The sequence below is a fragment of the Clostridium pabulibutyricum genome (assembly GCF_058242705.1).
This window is the reverse complement of the sequence record NZ_JBZAYZ010000004.1, coordinates 18943-42477: the sequence shown is the minus strand read 5'-3', so window position 1 is coordinate 42477 and position 23535 is coordinate 18943. Positions and strand designations below refer to the sequence as shown.

At 34.1% G+C, this 23535-nt stretch carries 23 protein-coding genes, 1 tRNA gene and 1 other annotated feature; of the genes, 2 read left to right on the top strand and 22 right to left on the bottom strand.

Annotated features, from left to right (window positions below; all coding sequences use genetic code 11):
- Positions 1–122: 122 nt before the first annotated feature.
- The 12 genes from rpoN to AC4CVH_RS06635 form a co-directional block, all read right to left on the bottom strand.
- Positions 123–1511, bottom strand: a complete 1389-nt coding sequence (gene rpoN, locus AC4CVH_RS06690; RefSeq protein WP_490786975.1) for an RNA polymerase factor sigma-54 — start codon at positions 1509–1511, stop codon at positions 123–125.
- Between the two features lie 108 nt (positions 1512–1619).
- Positions 1620–2552: a thioredoxin-disulfide reductase gene (gene trxB / locus AC4CVH_RS06685; RefSeq protein ID WP_490786974.1), complete on the bottom strand. Its 933-nt coding sequence runs from the start codon at positions 2550–2552 to the stop codon at positions 1620–1622.
- Positions 2553–2579: 27 nt separating this feature from the next.
- A complete protein-coding gene (locus AC4CVH_RS06680) occupies positions 2580–3419 on the bottom strand; it encodes a DegV family protein (RefSeq protein WP_490786973.1) in 840 nt (279 codons plus the stop codon).
- A gap of 16 nt (positions 3420–3435) precedes the next feature.
- On the bottom strand, positions 3436–3903 hold the full coding sequence (locus AC4CVH_RS06675; RefSeq protein ID WP_490786972.1) for a tRNA (cytidine(34)-2'-O)-methyltransferase: 468 nt from the start codon (positions 3901–3903) through the stop codon (positions 3436–3438).
- A 144-nt stretch (positions 3904–4047) separates the two neighbouring features.
- Entirely contained in the window at positions 4048–4626 is a 579-nt protein-coding gene (locus tag AC4CVH_RS06670; RefSeq protein WP_490786971.1) for a 5' nucleotidase, NT5C type, read from the bottom strand.
- Positions 4627–4989: 363 nt separating this feature from the next.
- Positions 4990–5925, bottom strand: a complete 936-nt coding sequence (locus AC4CVH_RS06665) for an alpha/beta fold hydrolase (RefSeq protein ID WP_490786970.1) — start codon at positions 5923–5925, stop codon at positions 4990–4992.
- A 102-nt stretch (positions 5926–6027) separates the two neighbouring features.
- On the bottom strand, positions 6028–7338 hold the full coding sequence (gene fucP, locus AC4CVH_RS06660) for an L-fucose:H+ symporter permease (protein ID WP_490786969.1): 1311 nt from the start codon (positions 7336–7338) through the stop codon (positions 6028–6030).
- Between the two features lie 38 nt (positions 7339–7376).
- Complete coding sequence (gene rbsK, locus AC4CVH_RS06655) at positions 7377–8303, bottom strand: ribokinase (protein WP_490786968.1); 927 nt, start codon at positions 8301–8303, stop codon at positions 7377–7379.
- 56 nt (positions 8304–8359) lie between these two features.
- Positions 8360–9373, bottom strand: a complete 1014-nt coding sequence (locus AC4CVH_RS06650) for an aldose 1-epimerase family protein (RefSeq protein WP_490786967.1) — start codon at positions 9371–9373, stop codon at positions 8360–8362.
- 58 nt (positions 9374–9431) lie between these two features.
- Positions 9432–10070, bottom strand: a complete 639-nt coding sequence (deoC, locus tag AC4CVH_RS06645; protein ID WP_490786966.1) for a deoxyribose-phosphate aldolase — start codon at positions 10068–10070, stop codon at positions 9432–9434.
- 190 nt (positions 10071–10260) lie between these two features.
- Positions 10261–11199 carry a DNA-binding transcriptional repressor DeoR gene (gene deoR / locus AC4CVH_RS06640; protein WP_490786965.1) on the bottom strand — a complete coding sequence of 313 codons (939 nt, stop codon included), beginning with the start codon at positions 11197–11199 and terminating at the stop codon, positions 10261–10263.
- 174 nt (positions 11200–11373) lie between these two features.
- Positions 11374–11460 (bottom strand) — tRNA-Leu (locus AC4CVH_RS06635).
- A gap of 352 nt (positions 11461–11812) precedes the next feature.
- Here AC4CVH_RS06635 and AC4CVH_RS06630 point away from each other — a divergent pair.
- Positions 11813–12526: a TMEM165/GDT1 family protein gene (locus tag AC4CVH_RS06630; RefSeq protein ID WP_490786964.1), complete on the top strand. Its 714-nt coding sequence runs from the start codon at positions 11813–11815 to the stop codon at positions 12524–12526.
- Between the two features lie 34 nt (positions 12527–12560).
- Here the strand turns inward: AC4CVH_RS06630 and AC4CVH_RS06625 are convergent, their stop codons facing one another.
- On the bottom strand, positions 12561–13727 hold the full coding sequence (locus tag AC4CVH_RS06625; RefSeq protein ID WP_490786963.1) for a VanW family protein: 1167 nt from the start codon (positions 13725–13727) through the stop codon (positions 12561–12563).
- A 149-nt stretch (positions 13728–13876) separates the two neighbouring features.
- On the opposite strand from AC4CVH_RS06625, the gene AC4CVH_RS06620 reads away from it, so the two are divergent.
- The gene (locus AC4CVH_RS06620; protein ID WP_490786962.1) at positions 13877–15115 is read left to right on the top strand and encodes a competence/damage-inducible protein A; all 1239 of its coding nucleotides are present in this window, start codon (positions 13877–13879) and stop codon (positions 15113–15115) included.
- Between the two features lie 30 nt (positions 15116–15145).
- Here the strand turns inward: AC4CVH_RS06620 and nth are convergent, their stop codons facing one another.
- The 9 genes from nth to AC4CVH_RS06575 all read right to left on the bottom strand — a co-directional run bounded on the left by nth (position 15146) and on the right by AC4CVH_RS06575 (position 23493).
- Entirely contained in the window at positions 15146–15793 is a 648-nt protein-coding gene (gene nth / locus AC4CVH_RS06615; RefSeq protein WP_490787090.1) for an endonuclease III, read from the bottom strand.
- On the bottom strand, positions 15768–16502 hold the full coding sequence (locus AC4CVH_RS06610; RefSeq protein WP_490786961.1) for a lysophospholipid acyltransferase family protein: 735 nt from the start codon (positions 16500–16502) through the stop codon (positions 15768–15770). The genes nth and AC4CVH_RS06610 overlap by 26 nt, the downstream gene beginning before the upstream one ends.
- Positions 16503–16688: 186 nt before the next feature.
- A complete protein-coding gene (epsC, locus tag AC4CVH_RS06605; protein ID WP_490787089.1) occupies positions 16689–17282 on the bottom strand; it encodes a serine O-acetyltransferase EpsC in 594 nt (197 codons plus the stop codon).
- 67 nt (positions 17283–17349) lie between these two features.
- On the bottom strand, positions 17350–18261 hold the full coding sequence (cysK, locus tag AC4CVH_RS06600; RefSeq protein ID WP_490786960.1) for a cysteine synthase A: 912 nt from the start codon (positions 18259–18261) through the stop codon (positions 17350–17352).
- 75 nt (positions 18262–18336) lie between these two features.
- Positions 18337–18574 (bottom strand) — a binding site (T-box leader).
- An 86-nt stretch (positions 18575–18660) separates the two neighbouring features.
- The gene (locus tag AC4CVH_RS06595; protein WP_490786959.1) at positions 18661–19731 is read right to left on the bottom strand and encodes an aldose epimerase family protein; all 1071 of its coding nucleotides are present in this window, start codon (positions 19729–19731) and stop codon (positions 18661–18663) included.
- A gap of 67 nt (positions 19732–19798) precedes the next feature.
- A complete protein-coding gene (locus AC4CVH_RS06590; RefSeq protein WP_490786958.1) occupies positions 19799–20332 on the bottom strand; it encodes a D-lyxose/D-mannose family sugar isomerase in 534 nt (177 codons plus the stop codon).
- Positions 20333–20360: 28 nt separating this feature from the next.
- Positions 20361–21452: a PTS fructose transporter subunit IIC gene (locus tag AC4CVH_RS06585; RefSeq protein ID WP_490786957.1), complete on the bottom strand. Its 1092-nt coding sequence runs from the start codon at positions 21450–21452 to the stop codon at positions 20361–20363.
- 42 nt (positions 21453–21494) lie between these two features.
- The gene (locus tag AC4CVH_RS06580) at positions 21495–21959 is read right to left on the bottom strand and encodes a PTS sugar transporter subunit IIA (protein WP_490786956.1); all 465 of its coding nucleotides are present in this window, start codon (positions 21957–21959) and stop codon (positions 21495–21497) included.
- Entirely contained in the window at positions 21931–23493 is a 1563-nt protein-coding gene (locus AC4CVH_RS06575) for a BglG family transcription antiterminator (protein WP_490786955.1), read from the bottom strand. Before AC4CVH_RS06575 ends, AC4CVH_RS06580 begins: the two co-directional genes overlap by 29 nt.
- Between the last annotated feature and the right edge of the window lie 42 nt (positions 23494–23535).

The following is a 23535-nucleotide window of genomic DNA, read 5'->3' as shown; positions in this document are numbered from 1 at the left end:
AGTGTCCCAGTACTTTACTTGTTGTCCCACTTAGTATTATAAATCATCTTGTGTTTTTTTTAAATAGTATTTTTAAAAAATATGTTAAAAATATGTTTAAATATATTTTCTTATGGGATGATTTAGAATCGTTTTCTTCCCTTTGATGACTTTATTCCCAATTCCTCTCTATATTTTGCCACAGTTCTTCTCGAAATATTCATTCCATCTCCATTTATAATATTACAAATAGCCTGATCCGACAGAGGCTTTTTCTTGTCTTCTTTATCTATTATGGATTTTATGTTGTTCTTTATGACATTAACAGAAATATTTTCTCCCGGTACAGACATAGACAATCCGTTAGTAAAAAGAGCCTTTATTTTCACTATTCCTCTGCTAGTATATATATATTTGTCTCTTATAGCCCTGCTTATAGTAGATTCATGCATATCAAGACTGTCCGAAATTTGCTTCAGTGTCATAGGCTTCAAATAGTCATCACCATAATCAAAATAATCCCTTTGAAGCTCAAGTATCTTTTCAAGTACCCTGTATATAGTACTCTTTCGATGTTGTATACTTTTTATAAGAAAAAGTGCATTGTTCAATTTGTCTTTTACATACTCCACAGCATCTTTGTCCTTGAGATCAGCCCCGTCTGAATCTTTATTTATGATATTCCTGTACATTGAATTTATAGACAGCTGAGGTGTAAGATTATCATTCATTATTATAAAGTAGTCATTTTCTATCTTTCTTATATACGCATCCGGTATTATAAATTTTACTGCATCATCTGTATAAAATCCCCTTGAAGGTTTTGGATTCAACTTCTTTATTACATCACCAAATCCCTGCGCTTCTTTTACACTTATTCCAAGTTTTTCTGCTATAGTAGCATACCTGTTTTCTGCTATAAGTTCCAAATAATTGTCTATTATACTTATAATATTGGTTTCATTTATATTTTTTTTATAGAGTTGAATTTTAAGACATTCCTTTAGATTTCTGGCTCCTATACCATCAGGTTCCAATGCTTGTACTTGTCTTATGCAATAATTGACAAGCTCAGATGAAATTTTGAAGTGTTCTTCCAATTCATTTTCAGAAAGTACCAAATATCCCCTGTTATCTATATTTTCTATAATATAATTGCATACGTTTTTTGTGTAATCATTTTCATTAAGATCCCTTACCTGTTCTTGTAAAAACTCTTTAAGTGATTCATTTTTTGAAATAAAATTGAATGGAGAAACATCTTTGTCAGGATTTATTTCATAACCTCCATGACTATAATTATCAAATTCAAGATTTTTTATCATTTTCTTATAATCAATTTCAGTTTTTATAGAGTTATCTTCCTGCTCAGTTTCCTTAACATCTAGAACGGGATTCTCCTGAACTTCATTTTCAACATATTCTTTAAGCTCAAAGCCAGACATCTGCAGCAATTTTACAGAAAGCTGCATTTCCTGTGTCATTACAAGTTTCTGCTCCTGTGTCAAATTAAGTCCAAAATTAAGATTCATAATCTACACCTCCATTCACCTGATTCACAGTCTGCATACACAATGCAAACTGTGAATTGTATAATTATATTATATCATGAAGTTGCAGAAAATATAAGCAAAGACCTTCTATTGAAACTTTTCCACATATCTTTCAGCAGACACTGCCGCAACTGCCCCGTCGGAAACTGCAGTAACTATCTGTCTCAGTGTTTTCTGCCTTATGTCCCCTGCTGCAAATACACCTGGTATATTTGTCTCCATATTTTCATTGGTAATTATATAATTTTTCTCGTCAAGTTTTATTCTGCCTTTAAATAAATCCGTTGCCGGCATGTCACCTATAAAGACAAAACATCCCTGAACTTTAATCTCATGACTTTCTCCCGTGTTTCTATCTTTTACCATCATTCCTTCAAGTCCCTGATCTCCAAGGGCTTCTTCAACTTCCGAATTCCACATAAAACTTATTTTTGGATTACTAAATGCCTTCTCCTGAATTGATTTAGCTGCTCTAAGTGAGTCCCTTCTATGGATTACAGTTACATTTTTTGCAAATCTGCTGAGATATATAGCTTCAGTTACAGCCGAATCTCCTCCGCCTACAACTGCAACGTCAAGATCCGTAAAGAAATCGGCATCACATGTTGCACAATAAGATATTCCTCTGGATTTTAGTTTATCCTCATTTTTAAAACCGGCAGGCCTTGGATTTGAACCAGATGCGATTATAACGGTTTTTGAATGGTATTCAGAATCTCCACACCTTACCTTCTTCAATTTTTCGGAAAATTCCACTTCTGTCACTTCATCAGAAATAAATTTTGTTCCAAAATACTCAGCCTGCATCTTCATTCTTTTACTCAAAGATGCACCTGTAGAATTTTCTGGAGCCCCCGGATAATTGTCTATGTCATAAGTAGTTGCAACTTTTCCTCCATAGATTTCTTTCTCAATTACAACAACACTCATCTTTGCCCTTGAACAATAAAGTCCTGCAGCAAGACCTGCCGGACCTCCACCTATTACTAAAACATCACAAAAATTTTCTGCGTTTTCCATATTGAACCTCCTTAAATAAAATAGCTTCTAATAGTCTTCAACAAAAAACAATCCACAGGCATCTGCCCCAGAATGGACACCTACAACACATCCAACTTCACTCTCTATAAAATTTATATTTCTCTTTGCAAGCTCAGATCTTAAAGGATTTAGAATTTCCGTTTCGCCAACATGAAGAAGTATTGAAGCCTCGTCTTTTTTTACTCCTTTTCTGTCTATATAATCAAGCATTGCTTTAAGCACCTTTTTATTTCCTCTTATTTTATCTGCTGCTATCATTTCTCCATCCTTTGCTTTAATTATAACCTTTATTCCAAGAATATTACCTATAATTCCTGCAGTTTTCGAAAGACGTCCTCCCTTTACAAGATTTTCAAGACTGTTAAACTCAAGCGTACTTTTCACATGGGGTATCATATTTTTTATCTCGGTTTCTATATACTCTATATCAAAATTGTCACGTATAAGTCTTGCCGCCTTAATCACTTGAATACCAAGTCCAGATGTAACATTAAAACTGTCTATCACAACTATGTCATCTGTTTCAAGCATGTTTCTTGCAATACATGCCGACTGATATGTACCACTCATTTTCGATGAAAGATGGATTGACACTATCTTGTAACCTTCCTCAAGGTACTTCCTATAACATTCTATAAACATTTCCGGATTTACCTGGGCTGTAGCAGGAAACTCACTTGAGTTCCCCATTTCTTCAAGAAGCTTCGGAAGCTTTATATCAATTCCATCCCGGTATGTTTTTCCACCTATTATTACAAAGAGAGGAAGTACATCTATATCATACTTTTCTATCACATAATCCGGCAAATCACACGTGCTGTCGGTTATCAATTTTATCTTATTCATAGAACTCAACCTCTCCTTACTTCATAACAGGGAAATTCATCTGTCTGAGAGCTTCATAGGCTACAACAGCTACTGTATTAGACAAGTTGAGTGAACGTGTAGTTGTATTTATCATTGGAACCCTTATGCAATTTTTGCTGTTCTGATCTCTTATATAATCCGGCAGTCCGCAGCTCTCACGTCCAAACACTATAAAATCTTCATCTTGGAATTTTACATCCGTATAACACCGTTCTCCGTGTGTAGTTGAAAAATAAAAATTATTTTCTTTATATTTTTCCCTTAATTCTTCATATGAATCGTACAATGTAAGATCAAGATGAGCCCAATAATCCATTCCTGCTCTTCTAAGATGCTTTTCATCAAGGCTGAATCCAAGTGGTTTTATAAGATGGAGCCTCGAACCTGTAAGCACGCATGTACGTCCTATGTTGCCGGTATTTTGCGGTATTTCCGGCTGAAACAAAACTATATTCAAACTCAAAAGTTCTTCCTCCTTAAAATTCATGCTTCACACAACAAACAACTATTTTTATACTGGTTAGTACAAAGCTTATAATAGATATATTACTATATAATAATTACTGCGTCAAAGAAGCTCACTTTTAAAATCATAAAAAAAATGCTGTTACACAGCTTTTGTGTGCATCAGCATTTTTCGTATTATACTATATATTTCGCTCCAGCTAAAAACCCTTGTCATATTGTCACAGGCAGGCTGCCTGTTATATGTCGTATCAACTAAAAGTACCTTGAATCCAGCCTTTGAAAGTTCCTGTGCATTTTCATAGCTGTCTTCAATAAATACATCACATTGAAGCTCTTGCGCCTTTTCAACCTTATGAGTTGTCCCAAGTACAAAAACATCATCATATGGAACCCCGTGAGTATTTAAATACGAATACGTCAACATTTCAAGTTCTTTGCTCCTTGCAGTTACAAAGTATATGCTGTTTTCTTCAAATAATTTCTTCACTACCTGAACAGCATCCTCTCTTACCGCCTCTTCAGTGTGAATTTTAAATTTGTTTTCAGCATAAAACTTGGAATACGCTCCTTCTGAAATTCCCAAACTCTTGTCTATGGAATATTCAGTTATTTCAAATGGTTCTACGGACTTTTTAAAATATTCGTTTGCACCCTCCAGCCAGTAATACGGATCTGTTATCGTTCCATCTATATCTATACATATGCTAAGATTTTTCAATATTATTCATCCTCTCCTATAGACATTGTTTTATTTTTAATACAAACAGGAATTTGAAAGTGCAGTAATCGCGACAGTATATAATAGATTTTAATTTGAATAGTGTTACCAAAACCAGAAACTTGCTTTTAAAAGATATGTTTGCAAAACTTTTCTCAATATAATAATATCATAAGAATATTAAGAAAACATTAACTGCAGATTAATATTTATTTTCCTATTTCAAATTATTTTAAGAAATCCATAGAAGAAATTTTTATCTATAGAGGAGTCAAAACTCCGAACTTCACTCATATCTCAAAAGAGTGAAGTTCGGAGCGAGATTGCCCTATGCCATTTAAAGCTAAATTTTTTTGCCTTTATTTAATGTTTTTTTATAGTCTCATTTATAAAGTCTATTATTCCGTTTTCAACTTCATCTCTAATATCACGATAATTATGTATTTCATGTCTTTTTCCAGGATAAATTTTTGTTTTTACACTGTGTCCTGTCTCTATGAGCCAATTAGAGACAGCGTATACTCCTTCTCCATATTGTCCAACCGGATCCTGGTCACCTGCTATATTATAAAAAGGAATTGATATCGGAACTTTTTCTCCCCATTCCTTTCCTACAATAACATTCATCATTTTAACAAAGTAATACAATGAGCGTATATTGCAAGGTGACGAGAAATTATTGAATGGATCATTCGCATGGTCTGCTACTACATCCGGATCTTCACAAATCCAGTCATTGTCTGTCTTCTTATTTTCGCAGCGTTCCGTCATCCACCCTAAAAGTTTTTCTAAATAAGTAAGGTCAATTTCTTCTCCCCTACCAGAGTCTATTTCCTTTTTCATTTCAAGTTCAAGCGAAGCTGCATTTGGATATATGCCGCAGGTTCCGCATAAAATCACACCATTAACTCCTTCTCCGTATTTGGCAGTATAACATCTTGCAATCATCGAGCCCATGCTGTGTCCAAATATAAAGTAAGGCAGGCTCAAGTATTCTTCCTGTACAATTTTACGAAGAGTATGTTCATCCTCAGCCATTGTCATATATCCCTTGTCTCCCCAATCACTCCAATTGCCGGAATCATACGCTGTTTTTCCATGTCCTACATGATCATCTGCTGCAACTACAAATCCAGCTTCATTTAATGCCAATATCATATGAAGATATCTGCGTGAATGTTCACCAAAGCCATGAACCAGTTGAACAATTCCACGAGGTTTACGAATCGGAGTATAAATCCATGCTTGTATTGTATCATTTTGATTAAAGGATTTGAAACTTTTTTCTTGAAATGACATAACGGCAATCCCCCTTGAAATATATTATTTCACATAGTTAACATTATATTGTTAATTATACCGCATTATTCCTGGTAGTTCAACGTTTACAGAATTTAGATTTTACTGCATCTTTTCTAATTTATTTTCCTTATAGAAATAATAAGCTACATATAAGAAACTTAATGTTGGTACAATAAATGATAATTGCAGCGAGCCTAATCTATCAGATACAAAACCCTGCATAGCTGGTAAAACCGCTCCACCAACAATTGCCATAACAATGATAGCTCCACCTGTTTCTGTATCACGTTTATCTTCTATGACACTTAGAGTATGTGCATAAATAGAAGCCCAACATGGTCCCATTAAAATACTAACTAAAATTGCCGCATAGATTGCAGTCATATTAGGCACTACAGTCATATATGCAATTAATACTGTCCCTATAGCTGCATACCATAATAATGTTTTTGTTGTTGAAAACTTAGATAGCAGATAACTGCCTAAAAATCTTCCGATGAACAAAGCTATATAGCTATATATCATATAATTGGATGCTATGCTTTCACTTAAATTATGATTAATGTTCAATGCCAATCTAATCGTAAATGACCATACACCTATCTGAACTCCCATGTAAAAGAATTGTGCAAGTACACCTTTTTTATATCTGCTGTTAGAAAATAACCTTTTTAAAGTTTCTCCTATATTATCATTGTCCTTACTTTTTTCATGTTCTACTACTTTATTATTAGGAAACTTAACAATTATGAAAAGTGCAAGCATTATGATTAAAACAACTAATATATATTTATAAGGCAATAAAGTTCTTTGTAAATTTTCCAATCCCAATTGTCTTGCAGCATCATTTCCAAGACCCTTAAGTTGAGTTTCTAATCTCTCTGCCCCCTGTTTAAATACTAAAAACTTTCCTAATGTAATACCAATTATACAACCAACCGCATTCAGGGTTTCACTGACATTCAATCTCCATGTTGCCTTGCCTTCAGGACCTAGTAATGAACTATAGGTATTAGATGATGTTTCCAGAAAACTCAATCCAACTGCTAATACAAAAATTGCAAATAAAAACATCCCATAAGTAGCTTTATGTGAAGCCGGGAAAAATAATAAACATCCTACAATATAGAAGGTTAACCCTGATACAATAGCCGCTCTATAGCTCGTCTTTTTTATTAACAGCGATGCCGGAATTGCAATTAAAAAATATCCGCCATAAAATGCACTTTGTACAAATGCACTTGCAAAATCACTTAACGAAAAAATTGTTTTGAACTGAGTAATAAGAATGTCATTAAGCGACGACGCCATCCCCCATAATGCAAATAACACAGATACCATAATAAATTGTAACATAGGTGTTTTTTTTAAATATCCATTGCCTGTAACCTCAAATCTATCATTTTCCATATTTTTAATTCCTTTCTTAACAATTTCACTATATAAAGTTAGTTTTCATTTCTTTGTTCAATATAATTATTAAATTCTTCTTTTGTAGGATATGAAGTTTGAGTCCCATATCTAGTAACACTCATACCTGCATAAATTGTTGCCATTTTAAGAGAACGTAATATATCTTTTGTATGAACATAATAATGTGAAAAACATCCTATGAATCCATCACCTGCACCAGTCGTATCTACTGCGTTCACTTTATTTGCCTTAATAAGTTCCTCATTACTATCATTTATCCATAGTAATCCTTTACTGCCTAATGTAACAATGACATTTTTACATCCTTTATCAGCAATATAATGAGCGCCTTGTTTTATATGTTCTATTGTATCAATCGGCTTATTTGTTAAAATTTCGAGTTCAGTTTCATTTGGTACAAAGAAGTCACATTTAAAAGCATAATTGAAGTCAAATTCTGATACAGCAGGTGCTGGATTTAGAAGAACTGGAATATGATTTTTATTGGCAAAATCTATTGTATAATAAACAGTTTCTAAGTTAATTTCTAATTGTAAAACAATTAAAGAACATTTTTTTAATTGTTCACCTGCCTCATCTATATCCTTAGGCAATAATTTTTTATTTGCACCTTTTATAATCAAAATACTGTTTTTGGAATCATTATCAACAAAAATAGGTGCCACCCCACTTGCCTGATCTTTTTCAACTTTTACAAAGCTGGTATCGACCCCATTATTTTCAAAATTTTTAATAGTATTCTTCCCAAAAAGATCATCACCAACTTTAGTTACCATCATGACATCAGATTTTAATTTTGCAGCTGCAATAGCTTGATTAGCACCTTTGCCACCACATCCCATTTTAAAATCCGGAGCTTCCAGTGTCTCACCTTCTTTAGGCATTCTATCTATATAACTTATTAAATCCACCATATTTGAACCAACAACAGCTATATCCATCACTAACACTTCCTTTACTATAATAAAATTAAACTTTTTAATATTAATATATTTCTCTACCTTTTTCCTGTGGTTACTTTAAACCTTTTTTGTTCCTGCGGTTTCAGGTAAATCAAACTTCCATTTTGTTTTGCAGCATTAAATCCTTCTGGCCTGCATGTTCCAGGAAGTACAAAAGCTGCAACTTTTTGATCTTCATTATACAATAACCATCTAGTAGCGAAATTAAAATCTTTTGATGAAAATTCAGTAAAAAATGTAACATCATCAGGCGAAGTCATTTCAAATGTTAAATCTTCCCCATACCTTTTTAAATTGTCTGCAAAGAATACAATTTCTGGATCATACATTTTTGGCTGGTTTAACATATTTAATTGACCTGGATGTTGCTTTAACTCCTCATTATACGTAAGCCATTTTTCTGTAGGATGAACATGTGCCGGTATTGATTCTCTAAGTGCAAAAGCTTCATTTGGTATGGTTTGGGTCAGCCTAGCATTTTGAACATATGCATAATTCATATGACACATATATTGTAGAGGCATAACCTGACACTCAGATAAATTTGTTACAGTCATTTCTATTATAATATTTGACTGACCCTTTCTTAAAGTAACACTAGGTTCAGCCAAATAATGATCTCCAAACCCTTTAGCATATTCTTTAGAACCTGATACCTTTACAAAATCATTGTCAATCTCAAGGCATGAACTATCCATTTTTGAGCAAGCCATTTCACCATGTAAAACATGTGTATCTTCAGGTGATGGGCATCCATTAGCCAGCAAACCGGAATGGAATGCAAAGCATCCATAAGTGTCTACAATTTCATTTGCATGATGCGGTATCTTAAACATATTTTTCATTCTCAAATCGCACCCATCAAATTCTAATCCCCAAATAATTTGTCCCATATAAGGCAATAGAGTTACTTTTCCCCTGCTATTTTTCACTTCAATCCCTTCAATATCTGATGGATATCTAAATAAAGTAACTTCAAAGTCATCCGATTTATAAATAACATAACTTTGTTCACTAAACATTTTTCTCCGTAAAAATATTTTATTCATTTAATGAGCATCCCTTTCTTTATTTAATAGCTTTAACAAAGCCTATTTAAATTAAAATCTATTTTATAATTTTCACTCCACAGCTTGCACCAATTCTTGAAGCACCACTTTTTATCATATCCATCATTTCCTCTTTAGAGTGAATACCGCCAGAAGCCTTAACTCCCATATCATCTCCAACAGCTTCTCTCATCAATTTAACGTCATGAGTTGTTGCACCTCCTGTTGAAAATCCAGTAGACGTCTTTACAAAATCAGCACCAGCTTCTTTAGCTAAAACACATGCCTTTACTTTTTCCTCATCTGTTAGCAAACAAGTTTCTATTATTACTTTAACCAGTTTATTTCCAGATACTTCAACTACTTTTTGAATTTCATTCTTAACATAGTCATAATTTCCCGACTTAAGTTGTCCAATAGATATAACCATATCTATTTCATCAGCACCATCTTCGATAGCAACTTTTGTTTCATATACTTTGGATGCTGTAGATGTTGCCCCTAGAGGAAAACCGATTACAGTACAAACGTGAACATCCGTATTTTTTAATTTTTCATGTGAAATTCTAACCCAGCCCGGATTAACACATACAGATGCAAAATTATAAGTTTTTGCCTCTTCAATAAGCTTCAATATATCATTCTCTGTTGATTCTGGTTTTAATAATGTATGATCAATATATTTACTCAATTCCATTTTAACTAATTCCTCCTTTGTTTACATTTATGATATCATCTATTGGAACAAAAGTAAATATTAAATTTTACTTTTGTTCTAATGGATATCTTATATAGAATTTATAAATAAATATTCACAATAAAAAATGAGTATCACACTAGTAATCTTAATATCACCAGTGTAATACTCACTATAAATATCAAATAATTTATTTGGCAAGCAATTCTTTTGCCGTAAATTGATCAGTTACCAGTGTACTGCCTATTCTCGAACTAAGTGCAACATGTAAAGCTTCAAGTTTTCTTTCTCCGCCTGCGACCAATATACCTTTCTTCTTTTTTTTAATGTCATTCAATTCTATTCCAACTGTTCTATTATTTATTTCTTCATTGCATATGTTGCCATATTTATCGAAAAAGCGTGAACATACATCTCCTACTGCATTCTTTTGAATTCTTCTCTTTTCTTCTTCATTTAAATAACCCAACCTAAATAAAAGAGCATCATCTTTAACTGTGCCAACAGAAAAAACCGCAATATTTGCTTTTTTCCCCAACTCTATTACTTCACTTATATGACTATCTTCTTCAACAATATTTTTTAATTCCGGCTTATCAAATATTACAGATAACGGCAGTGATCTTCCTTGTGCATGAAATGCATTAGTAAATAGTTCATTTATTTCTGAAGCATATGTATTAATGTTAGTATGACTTAATCCTCCTTTAAGCTGAACAACTTGAACACCTTTTAATTTCTTATCAATTAACTGAGTTGCTATTGCATACATAGTTGTTCCCCAACTTATCCCAATAATATCGTTATCTTTAACAATATCATGTAAATATTTAGCTGCTGCATTACCTATATATTTTTTTATCTCATCATCATTGTTTAATGGAGAATATGCTATTATAGCGTTATCCAGATTATATTTACTTTTTAAAGCAATTGATAAATCATCTGATATATCAGAAGGATCGTTAATTTTAATAGTTACATAACCATTTTCTTTAGCATAAGTTAAAAGTTTTGATACTGTAGGCCTTGAAATATTAAGTAGATTTGCAATTTCTTGCTGGCTATACTCAGAATAATAATATAATTTTGCAACATCTATACTTTGTCTGTCTCTACTTTTCTCCATATTTTATCTCCTAATTAAATTTATTCAAATATTTATATGTCATATAGAAATCCAGATAAAAAAAAACCCACAAATTATAAATACATATAAATATAATCTCTTAGGGAATTTTTCTTTACTATTTAATATTAAATTATAGAATTCATATTTAAATCATCGAATTGACTATATTTATGGTGCGGATAACAGGACTTGAACCTGCATGAAATTGCTTTCACTAGAACCTGAATCTAGCGCGTCTGCCAGTTCCGCCATATCCGCATATAAAATTAAAATGATAAACTCACGGTGAGTATTATACCACTTCGCCCTGCATGGTGTCAAGCTTACAAAATCAAAGTGCTAAAATATCTATTGCCTGCACTTTAATCTTATGTTATTATTAAAAAATCATAAATTGGATAATTTTAAAAGGGAGTAACTGCCTAATATGGTGATAAAGTCAACATACTGACCTTGTGGTCTGGCTTTATCGTGGCTGATTTCAGTCAAGTGAGACTTTTAATACAACTTTGAAATTGTATTATTGGTCTTTTTTATTTTGACATCAAATATATTACTCGTATTAAAACAATGTTCAATATATATAATAACTAAGAAGGAGGATTTATAAATGTCAATAATCATTAAAACAATATTCCTTGTAGTAGTAGCCGAAATGGGAGACAAAACTCAGCTCCTTGCCATGGCCATGGCAAGTAAATACAAAGCCTCACAGGTGCTTTTAGGTGTATTTCTGGCAACAATTTTAAATCACGGTGTGGCGGTTGTTATTGGAAGTTACCTAAATTCACTTATACCAATAAGCACTATAAAAATCGCCGCCGCTGCCGCGTTTATTATTTTTGGACTCTGGACACTGCGTGGAGATAAACTTGATGATGAGGAAAATAAAAACACAAGGCTTGGTCCTGTTGCAGCAGTTGCCATAGCATTTTTTATTGCAGAGATGGGAGATAAAACCCAGCTTATGACAATAACTCTTTCTGCACAAGTTAACAATGCTGTTCTCATACTTGTAGGAAGTACAATAGGCATGATGATATCTGACGGTATAGGAATACTTGGAGGTGCCTGGATGTACAAACACATACCTGAAACATACATAAAATGGGCTGCCGGAATTGTATTTATTTTGTTTGGAACAATAACGCTTTATGATTTTACACCTATTTGGGCAATGAATCCTCTTTACATAACAGCATATTTTATAATACTTGGATCACTCATATACGTATTCGGTGTAAAATTTTCCAACCGCAGCCAGTCAAATGCCTGTAGTATGCCTGCATCTCACAAAAAAATCGCAAGGCGCAAAATAAGATAACAATAAATGCTCCCCAAAATATAGGGGAGCATTATTATTTTCCTGCAGCTGAATTTGAATACAAGTTAAATACTACATTACCTCCCGACGTATATCCCTGTACATACACCGGATATTTAAAGTCATTTCTGAACTTGTAATCTATATTTCCATAATCGACAGTAGCATCCATTCCTTCAGCAACATAGTGAACCGGCATAGTATGATGAGTTCTTGCCGTAGAAGTCAATTTTGCCCGTTCAACAGCATTGTACAAAGTTGTTGAAACCTGGCATATTCCGCCTCCAAGTCCTGCTTCAAGTTTGTCCCCAATTATAACAGGAGCAGCCTGATACCCTTTTTGTGCAGTTCTCTCTCCTACTACATCATTAAAGCTGAACTCATTTCCAGGCATAACAACAGTTCCGTCTATAGCCTGAGTTGCAATGGATATATTGTTTGCCCTCTGTGATGATGATATGGATCCATAACTTGTACTAAAATTAGATACAAGTGTATTTATCTTTTTCAAATCGTCGGTTTTTATTGACGCACTAACAACTTTCATAGATGCTTTTACATTCAAATCTCCAACTGAATCACCTGTAATCTTGGAATAAAGCTGATTTTCAAGTTGTTTTTTATCCATATTCACACCACTTTTTTCAGGTGTTATGTTAAATCCAACTCCTGTCATGCTTATAGATGCGTTTACAGGATCTCGATCAACTTCAGATGCTATTTTGTTTGTCAGATTCTTTATATACTTTTTATCATAGGAAAAGCCAAGTTTGTAATTTATCATTTTGGGTTTTTTAATGAGCCTATATTTTTCAAGTATATTAACATTTTTTCCATAAGATAATGCCTTATTAACTGTATCTTTCACATCAAACTTTGCGTTTATATCCCGGTATCCAATTGTATAATTTCTATCTCCCGCAGATATATTAATCTTGTTGTCATTCATCTTCTCCACTACAGCCTTCTCTAAAATACTCTCAGCCTGAGCTTTGGTCTTACCAGATAAATCAAGATTTTGGATGGTAATACCCGGATATATACGATTATCCCACTGCTTTATATCCCTGTAATTATAAATCAAAAATCCAGTAATCACACTCACAATTACAATTAGAACAGACAAGATTCCAATTGTTAACTTTCTTTCTGCGAGTTTTCCAGATCTATTTAATCTTCTTGAGTTGTTTGATTCACTCACATAGCTCACCTTCCCTATAAAATTCACACATAGAATTATTATACTATACGGCAGTAAATTTTTATATACTACATAGTAAAGTATATGTAATTTTATGATATTATAAATCTATAATATATATTAAATCAATCTGGGAGGCAGAATAATTTATGAAAGCTGAAATTTTATGTGTTGGAACTGAAATACTTCTCGGCGATATAGTTAACACAAATGCCCAGTTTATTTCAAGAGAACTTGCTGATTTAGGAATAAATGTATATCACCAGTCCGTAGTAGGAGATAATCCCGAAAGACTTATGGAAGAGCTTGATAATTCTTTCAAAAGAGTTGACCTTGTAGTAACCTCCGGTGGACTTGGACCCACTCCAGACGATCTTACAAAAGAAATTGGTGCAAAATACTTTAAAAAGCAAATGATACTTGACGATTATACTGTTGAAAATTTAAAAAACTATTTTGACAAAATGGGAAGATCATATCGTAAGGGAAACAACCTAAAACAAGCTTACTTCCCTGAAGGATGTAACATACTTAGAAATGATCATGGAACTGCTCCAGGCTGTATTATAAATGAAAACGGGAAAATACTCATAGTTCTTCCGGGACCGCCAAGAGAAATACGTCCCATGTTTCTAAACTACGTAGTACCCTATCTGTCAAAGTATCAAAAGCAAACTATAAAATCAAAAGTTTTAAGGATATTCGGCATAGGTGAGGGTGAAATGGCTGAAAAAATCAAGGACATCATAGACAGCAGTAGAAATCCTACAATTGCACCTTATGCAAAACAAAACGACGTTACCTTGAGAATAACTGCAATGGCATCTTCAGAAGAAGCTGCATTAAAACTCATAGAACCCATGGAAAAAAAGGTTGAATCCATACTTGGTAACAAAATATATGGATATGGTGAAACTTCAATGGAAGAAGTTGTGGCAAAAATGCTTGTTGAAAAAAATCTTACAATATCAAGCGCTGAATCCTGTACAGGAGGGCTTATTGCTGCAAAGCTTATAAATTATCCTGGCATATCCTGCATATTCATGGATGGAGCTGTTACCTACAGCAATGAAGCAAAAATGAAAAGGCTGGGAGTAAAAAAAGAAACTCTCCAAAAATTTGGAGCAGTCAGCCCTGAAACTGCTGTTGAAATGGCCCTTGGAATAAGCAGGACTTCAAATACAGACATAGGAATATCGACAACTGGAATTGCTGGTCCTTCCGGTGGTACTCCCGAGAAACCCGTGGGGCTTGTATATGTTGGAATCTCTATAAAAGGTGAGACATTCGTTAAAGAACTACATATTTCAGGAACAAGAAATGTAGTTAGAAACAGAGCTTCCATATCAGCTTTGGATTTTCTAAGATTGAAATTAATTTCATTATAAAAACTTCGGAGGGGAAGGCTAAATTCCTCATCAGCTTTTCCCTCCGACACTTCCAAAATAATCACAGTATGGAGCAACAGGACAGTTGTCGCAATCAGGCTTTCTCGCCTTGCATATGCGTCTTCCATGCCATATAAGATAATGATGTGAAATGCTCCATTTATCCCGCGGTATATTTTTCATCAATTCTTCTTCAACTTTTCTCGGAGTACTTCCCTTGCCTATACCAATTCTATTGGACACTCTGAAAACATGTGTATCTACGGCAATCGCCGGTATTCCAAAGGCATTCGACAAGACAACGTCTGCGGTTTTCCTTCCAACTCCGGGAAGGCTCAAAAGTTCCTCCATTGTAGACGGTACTTCTCCATTAAAATCTTTCATTATGCTTCTGCTTGCTGCAATTATATTCCTGCTTTTGTTTCTGTAAAGCCCACAGCTTCTTATCTTGTCTGCAAGTTGATCTTCCGTAAGAGTCAACATCTTTTCAGGCGTATTGAAATCCCTGTAAAGTTCTGAAGTCACTTTGTTCACCCTGACATCAGTACACTGGGCAGAAAGTATTGTTGAAACAAGCATTTCGTATGGAGAATTGAATTCAAGTGCACACTTTGCATCAGGATAAGTTTCTCCAAGTATCTCCAGTATATCTTCAATATTCTTTCTCATTATTTTCATCACCTCGTTCAGAACCATATACACCCCTGTATTGTTCCGGTAAAAGTTCTGCTATTCCATGCATTAAAAAATCCAGCATTCTGTTCTCATAATCATGTTTTTTTTCATCCTTCTGTCTCTCCGGCAAATGGAGTTCTTTTCCTATATTCACAGTGACTTTAGCCGGACAAAACTTTTCCAACGACATATCATCACTGCTTATTGGCAAAAGCTTTTCAGTACAACTTATGCCAATAGGTACAACTCTTGCCTGAGTGAGCTTCTGTATGAGAACTACTCCCTTTTTTCCGTTGTTCATGGAAGCCGTCCTGCTCCTCGTACCTTCTGGAAATATAAGCACATTGCTTCCATCTTTCAAAGCTTTTACAGTCTTTGAAATAGCCTCCTTGTCCGCCGAATTCGGTTTTATATCTATAGTTTTTGTCATACTCATTCCAAGCTTCGTAAGCGGATTATTGTTCAACTTCTTACCTGCCACAAAAGTCAAATTCTCATTTTTCAGCACATAACCAAGCACAAGAGCATCCGAATTGCTTAGATGATTACAGACAAACAATATAGGTCTTTCTATATTGTACAAATTCTCCATACCTGATACATTTATATCAGCATATTTTTTAAGATAGCCGCTCAAAATTTTCTTTGACAAATATGCCACAAGATTTTTAGGAAGACACCCTATTATCTTTACCACAAACGGAGAAATCATAATAAATCCACCTTTCCTCAATAAACCTTACAATAAATACTTTTCTAATATAAATTATAGTTTCAAAAGCTTCAAAAGTCTATTATAATAATATTCTTTCCCTTTACACAAGCCCAAAACCGCAAATAAACAGGGAAAGGCAATTAAACTTATTGTCCTTCCCTGTCCAAACTCATTTAAACACTACTATATCATCATTTGATTGTATATCTTTTTTCTTTTTCCTGCATAATCCTTTATCTCTATAACTTCACAATCATTTCTATATATGATCCTTACAGGTATCCCAACCGCCGTACAGTCTGACGGAATATCCTTCAGTACAACTGCATTTGCGCCTATTTTTACCCTGTCTCCCACAACTATCGGTCCAAGAAGCTTTGCCCCGCTCCCAATAAATACATTGTTCCCAATTGTAGGATGCCTCTTGCCTGTTTCTTTACCCGTTCCGCCAAGGGTTACTCCATGATATAAGGTAACATTGTCTCCAACTTCGGCAGTTTCTCCTATCACAACTCCCATTCCATGATCTATAAAAAGCCCTTTACCTATTTTAGCTCCAGGATGTATTTCTATTCCTGTAAAAGCCCTCGAAATTTGCGATATCATCCTCGCAATAAAGAATCTTCTTCTTTTGTAGAAAAAATGTGCTATTCTATAGTGTATTAAAGCATGTATAAACGGGTATAACAAAAACACTTCCAGTGGGTTTCTAGCTGCAGGATCACTTTTCATGGCATTTTTTATATCATACTTTAAAAGTTTAAATGCATTCATAATAATTTTCTTACCTCCATATAATACAATCAAATTCCATTGGAATTACAACCCACAGGATAGTTTAAATTTAACTATATAATCCCATGGATAAATATTTTTCCCCTCCATCAGGTGCAACAGTTACAACAGTTTTTCCTTCTCCAAGTTCCTTTGCAAGCTTTAATGCTGCATAAACATTTGCTCCTGAAGATATTCCAACGAGTACTCCCTCTTCTTTAGCTACAAGTCTTGCATATTTAAATGCATCTTCATCGGTAACAGTCATTATTTTATCCACTATTTCATCTTTATATATATCCGGTACAAAACCGGCTCCAATTCCCTGTATTTTATGAGGTCCTGTCTGTCCCCCCGAAAGTACAGGCGAATTTGCAGGCTCTACCGAAACAACTTCTATATTCCCGTCATGTTTTTTTAGGTTCTCTCCCACTCCGATAACAGTTCCTCCTGTACCTACCCCTGCAACAAAAGCGTCGATATTCTTCAAGTCTTTCAAAATTTCTTCTGCCGTAGTCTCATAATGCTTTTGAGGATTTGCGGTATTTGTAAACTGCTGTGGTATATAAAAACCAGGTTTGTCTTTTGCTATCTCATACGCCTTCTCTATTGCACCTTTCATTCCTTTTGTTCCATCTGTCAGCACAAGTTCTGCACCATAAGCTTTTATGGTATTTCTTCTCTCGATACTCATTGTCTCAGGCATTACAATTATAACTTTATACCCTTTAAGTTTGCCTATCATTGCAAGGGCTATTCCAGTATTTCCACTAGTAGGTTCTACTATAGTATCTCCCTCTTTTATAAGTTCCTCTTTCTCTGCCCTTTCAATCATTCCAAGTGCAGCTCTGTCTTTTATACTTCCACCTGGATTGAATTTTTCAAGTTTCAAATATACGTCTGCTGCTCCCTCGCTCTTTAAATTGTTCAATTTTAAAAGTGGTGTATCACCAATAAGTTGTATAGCATTATCAAATATCATTTTATATCCTCCTAAAAATTAGTATTTATAAACATCTTTGCAAATATAAAAGCCCCGTCTCTATAATTTATTCATTATAGAGACGAAGCTCAAGCTCCGCGGTTCCACTCCAATTAGACTGATAGGTCTCCCCTTATTCGGTACAAAATTATACCTAATCATTATAACGGATGAATCCGATGCAGCCTACTGTAGTTTCGGTACATAACTCAAAAGGGCACTTCATTTAAAGCAAATTTAGAAATTTTTCAGCATTAAATTTCCTCTCTTGGAAATTTACTTTTAAACTACTTTCCTTTATCAAAGTCTTTTTCATTTCCGAGTAATTTACTATGATTTATATATTTATATTATACATCTACCTCTGTTTTTGTCAATAATTTTTTGATAATTTTTAATTCAAAAATTGGAAAAAGCAAAACATGTACGACTATAGTAGGTTTTATCCGGTTGTAAAACAACTTTAAGTGGTAAATCAGAATTAATCCTGTCAGGCAATGCCTGTGTTTCCATAGTTACGCCTGAATATTTTTCAAGCATTCCACTTTTAAGCTCGATTGACGGGGTTACCTTGTTGCAGGTATAAACAACTACGGATTCTTCTGTAGTCGTCATTGAAACTTTGATTCCTGTCTTTTCATTTAAAAGGACTGCATCGGCAAGTAAATTTTCAGGATCGCCATTTTTAAGTAAAAAAGCATGGTCTATTCCGCCACTTGCCAGCTTTATCTGCCTGTTGTCCATGTATGGTTCAATGTGATCTCTTATTAAAAGCTTGGTATCTAAAAAATCAAAAGCAGGCTCCCTGTTTCCCTGAAGAAAATTCCATGTTGGCAGCGTGGCTTCCTTTATTTCTGCAGCCTGTTCTGAATTGATAATCAATTTGTGATCCAAAATCGTGCCTTTTCCATCACCGTTTAAATTAAAATAAGTATGATTTGTAGGATTAAATAATGTGGTCTTGTCCGTTTTTCCACTGTATTCTATAATCCATTCATTTCTATTTGTCAGAGAATATACAATCTTAATGTCCATATTGCCAGGATATCCGCCTTTGCCATCCTCGTCCTGCGCAGTTAAAATTAGTTTTGCTTTTTCTTCACCGGTTAAGAATTCTACAGAATAAAAAATTGAATGCAGACCCACAGTTCCTCCATGTAAATGGTTGCAGCCTTCATTCTGTTCCAAGCTTAGCTTCTCGCCTTGAAGTGTACATCTGCCATCTTTAATCCTTCCTGCAATTCTGCCTATTAATCCTCCAAAGTACATTGGATTAGACTTGTACATATTCCAGTCTCTATAACCTAATACACGATTTTCATTTTTATTATTTCTATCAGGGAACTCCACTCCTGTAACTATTCCGCCATAGTTTAAAACCGATAATTTCATTTGTGCATCATTTATACACGTATATTCAATCACATCATGACCATAAAAGCTTCCTATTACTTTGCTCTCCACCTTCACTTTAAACAACCTCTTTCATTTAAATTTAACGGGGACGATACTTTTTTAAATACCGTCCCCGTCACAACTATTTGTCCTGTGCCACTCTTTTTACATTAGGATTTGTAAATATGTCCGATGCATCATCGCTTGGTGAAGAAAATTCACTTATTACAGCACCTTCACTTCCAGCCTGAAACCAATGTCTGGTATTTGGTGGAATTGTATATTGCTCGCCTTCAAGGAGAATATATTCTTTGGCAGCGGTGTAATATTTTCTATTTTTATCCGGTATCTTCAATGAAAGGTTGTCCATATTCACATCCGTCGATTCTACATATAGATAAACCTTTCCCCATCTGCATCTGAAAGTCTCCTGTTTTCCTTTTCCATCTATCGGCGGATGAAGATGTTCCGGGCAAGTCTGCCCTGGAAGAAGGACCATTTCTTTTGCACAATAACGATCATTGTTTACATATATAATCAGATTTAATCCCTCTTCATAAATATTGTCCAAGCCGAAGTCCGTACATTCCAAATTTTCAATCTCTTTTTTGTTCAAAGCTATATGAGCCTTCCTGTACATCTCCAGAACATTTTCTTTATATTCATCTTTTATCATATTCATATTCTCCTCTCTAATTACTAGACTACTCCATTATTTTTATAGATGATAAGTCGATATCTGCTTCTTCGCTTTCATCAATTTTTTTCTCTTGATCATTTGGATTTACCGGTCTTTTCAAAATTACAAGCATAATTGCAGTTGCAAGTGAACCAATCATAAGAGCGATAAAGAATTGAAGCGGATTACTCATTGTAGGCATCGCAAACATACCACTTGCAGGAATCTTTGAATCGCATCCCCAAAGCATGCTGAGTCCGCCTCCAATTGCTGCTCCAACTGCTGTAGATATTACGCAGCGAATTATATCATTCATGACAATCGGCAAACAACCTTCTGTTATTTCACATATTCCCATAGGGAAAGCCGTTTTCAAAGTCTCGACCTCTACCTTATTGTAGATATTTTTTCTGAATAGTTTTGAAATGAAGTATGCAAATGTCATACCGAACGGAGTTACCATAGATGCAAGAATCAGTACTGTAATAGGCTGATTGATACCTTCAGACTGCAGTCCAAGTACAAAAGCAAAGATAACTTTATTTACAGCACCACCATAATCAACTGATGCCAATATTCCAATAATAGCTCCATATAAGAACTTGGAGGAACTATTGAGTCCAGATACATAACTTGTTAAAAAGTCCGTCATTACAATAATAGGTGTTCCTATTATATAATACATTATGAGTCCTGACAAAAGCGATGCAATAAACGGAATAACCAAAGTTGGCATAAGACCTTCAGCCCAATCAGGCAGCTTTATCTTGTCTCTAATTAACTTTGTAATATATCCTGCAATATATCCTCCTACAAAACCTCCAAGGAAACCTGCACCTATTCCCTTTGAAATCATTCCAACAATAATTCCAGGCGCAATTCCAGGCTTGTCAGCAATTGAAAATGAAATACCTGCAGCTACAATCATAGGCAAAAGACCTAATCCATAGCCACCCATCGTTGTAAAACAGTCTGCAATACTAAATCCACTTTTTATATTCTCTATATTTGAACCACCCATAATATTACCTATTGCCAATAAGAAACCAGCGGCAACAACCAAAGGAATCAAATACGATATAGCAGTCATAGCATGCTTTTTTAAACTATTAATCATATAGAACGCCCTCCTTAATTACTTTTTTTCATTTATTAATTTTCAGTTTAAATCCAGTTCGGTTTGAAATAATTCTACAATCTCCTCAGGACTTCTGGCATTATGAAGCCTGTCAATAAAAGAAGTATTGGCAAGACTGACCGCTATCTCTGACATTTCATCCAATCTTTCTATATCGTTTTCATCGGATTTGACGGCAAATAGAATAATAAATTTAACCGGCAGAGAGTCCACTGCCTCCCACTCAATTGCCCTTTGAAGTTTCATTATACCTGTAACTGTCTGCCTAACATCACAAGACTTTCCATGAGGAATTGCAACCGAATAACCTATTCCTGTCTTTCCCTCTTTCTCTCTTTGCAGAACAGCATTTGTAAACGAAACTACATCTTTAATATATCCTTCTTCAAAAAGTCTATTTGAGATTTTTAAAATGGCATCAAATTTATCTTCTACTTCTATATCAAATAAGATCGATTTAGAATTCAATACTTTTATTTTCGACATTCGGCCTGCCTCCATTTTGATAGTGATAAATAACTTTTGAAATTTTTTTCACATCTTTTTCATCGAAAAATACGTTTACATAGACAGTGGGTACAGGCATCTCATTTAAATTCACAGTACTCAGCACTAAATCCACATCATTATCCTTTAAAAAATCCTGGACTTTGATAGCAGAAACAACTCCTACAATGTTCCATTCCGGGAATGACTTTACAACTCTTGCTCTAAGCAGATGTGAAGTTCCTATACCAGTTGAACACACAATTAAAACCTTTAAAGGCACCCTTAAACTTTCAATTACATTTTGAAAATAAATAGTCAGATATCCTATTTCATCTTCAGGAACTTCTTTTAAATCATAGTCTTCAATCATACTGTTTACTGTCTCACTCACAAGTTGATACGGTATCTTAAATTCCTTTTTTATCTGGCTTAGCAAGGGATTCTGCACCCTTATGCCATACTTAATTCTCTTAAACATAGGCTTTACATGAAGCAGCAGCGATCTAAACAGTTGAGAATCCTTGAAAAAATCTATCTTCATCCTGAAAGAAATTTTGTCAATCAAATTATGAACAAAATCCACATAAACAGATGACGGATTAGCCTCATAATCTTCTTTTTCATCTTTAATACTTTCATTGCTGTGTACAAATGATAAAAATGAATAAATATATTGAAGTTCATTAACCGGCAACGGGCTTTTTAAATATTCTTCAAGTTTTTTTTGAATAGACTTGGCAACTTTCAGCATTACCTTGTCTATCTTTTCTTCCTGTAAAATCAAATCTTCACTTTGAATACATCCTTCTTCTCTAAAACGTTTTATTAAAATGAGAATGTGTGTAAATACATTGATATAATACGGATCCTCTATTAAAAATCCCAATTTTTTTTCTGTATGATCAAGTATATTCTTTACCACTAATATATCTTCTTGTCCAAAATTTTCCTCCAGTAATTGAATACCTTTGCTGTCTATTTTATCAAGCATTTGAATCTCAAGGCTTTTTAGCAGCGCCCGCTCGCTAAGCTCAATCATTATCCTTTTACGAATAGATGACTCTTTTCCATCTATATAAGTTCCCGTCGTTGTTTTAACTAATTTTATATCATCTTCTTCGCTCAAATATTCTTCAATAATTTTAAAATCATTTACAATAGATGCCGGACCCACCAAATAATATTCTGATAATTTATTGATGGAAGTTTCTTTGGGAGATTGAAGCAGCAATTTCAACAAAATATCTTTTCTTCTTTCTTCTGCTGAAACAGATTTGCTATCCTGTTTCCCTTCAATATTTATAAAATTTTTAATATATTTTTCATAGTCTATCCTATAACCACGACTTGGAATATTTAATATAATATCATCAAAAGGTTTAAGTGAATCTTTTATAGATTTGATATCGCGATAAATCGTCTTATCAGCAACTCCCAATTTTTCAGACAATTGCTTTGCTGTAATAAAATCATCCATTTGAATTAAATAATCTAGCAAATTCTTTTGCCTCTTTGACAGTTGCAGTTGCATCTCTCTACCTCCTGATATTTAAATATTATTCGTCAAATTCAG

Excerpts from the sequence above, each read along its gene's own strand:
- deoR (WP_490786965.1), bottom strand. The coding sequence starts at position 11,199 with ATGGAGAAAAGTAGAGACAGACAAAGTATAGATGTTGCAAAATTATAT.
- AC4CVH_RS06630 (WP_490786964.1), top strand. The coding sequence starts at position 11,813 with ATGTCAATAATCATTAAAACAATATTCCTTGTAGTAGTAGCCGAAATG.
- AC4CVH_RS06680 (WP_490786973.1), bottom strand. The coding sequence starts at position 3,419 with ATGAATAAGATAAAATTGATAACCGACAGCACGTGTGATTTGCCGGAT.
- AC4CVH_RS06590 (WP_490786958.1), bottom strand. The coding sequence starts at position 20,332 with ATGATAAAAGATGAATATAAAGAAAATGTTCTGGAGATGTACAGGAAG.
- AC4CVH_RS06610 (WP_490786961.1), bottom strand. The coding sequence starts at position 16,502 with ATGATTTCTCCGTTTGTGGTAAAGATAATAGGGTGTCTTCCTAAAAAT.
- AC4CVH_RS06665 (WP_490786970.1), bottom strand. The coding sequence starts at position 5,925 with ATGTCATTTCAAGAAAAAAGTTTCAAATCCTTTAATCAAAATGATACA.
- AC4CVH_RS06650 (WP_490786967.1), bottom strand. The coding sequence starts at position 9,373 with ATGAATAAAATATTTTTACGGAGAAAAATGTTTAGTGAACAAAGTTAT.
- rpoN (WP_490786975.1), bottom strand. The coding sequence starts at position 1,511 with ATGAATCTTAATTTTGGACTTAATTTGACACAGGAGCAGAAACTTGTA.
- AC4CVH_RS06580 (WP_490786956.1), bottom strand. The coding sequence starts at position 21,959 with ATGTCGAAAATAAAAGTATTGAATTCTAAATCGATCTTATTTGATATA.
- AC4CVH_RS06620 (WP_490786962.1), top strand. The coding sequence starts at position 13,877 with ATGAAAGCTGAAATTTTATGTGTTGGAACTGAAATACTTCTCGGCGAT.
- cysK (WP_490786960.1), bottom strand. The coding sequence starts at position 18,261 with ATGATATTTGATAATGCTATACAACTTATTGGTGATACACCACTTTTA.
- fucP (WP_490786969.1), bottom strand. The coding sequence starts at position 7,338 with ATGGAAAATGATAGATTTGAGGTTACAGGCAATGGATATTTAAAAAAA.
- deoC (WP_490786966.1), bottom strand. The coding sequence starts at position 10,070 with ATGGAATTGAGTAAATATATTGATCATACATTATTAAAACCAGAATCA.
- nth (WP_490787090.1), bottom strand. The coding sequence starts at position 15,793 with ATGAAAATAATGAGAAAGAATATTGAAGATATACTGGAGATACTTGGA.
- trxB (WP_490786974.1), bottom strand. The coding sequence starts at position 2,552 with ATGGAAAACGCAGAAAATTTTTGTGATGTTTTAGTAATAGGTGGAGGT.
- AC4CVH_RS06575 (WP_490786955.1), bottom strand. The coding sequence starts at position 23,493 with ATGCAACTGCAACTGTCAAAGAGGCAAAAGAATTTGCTAGATTATTTA.
- rbsK (WP_490786968.1), bottom strand. The coding sequence starts at position 8,303 with ATGGATATAGCTGTTGTTGGTTCAAATATGGTGGATTTAATAAGTTAT.
- AC4CVH_RS06585 (WP_490786957.1), bottom strand. The coding sequence starts at position 21,452 with ATGATTAATAGTTTAAAAAAGCATGCTATGACTGCTATATCGTATTTG.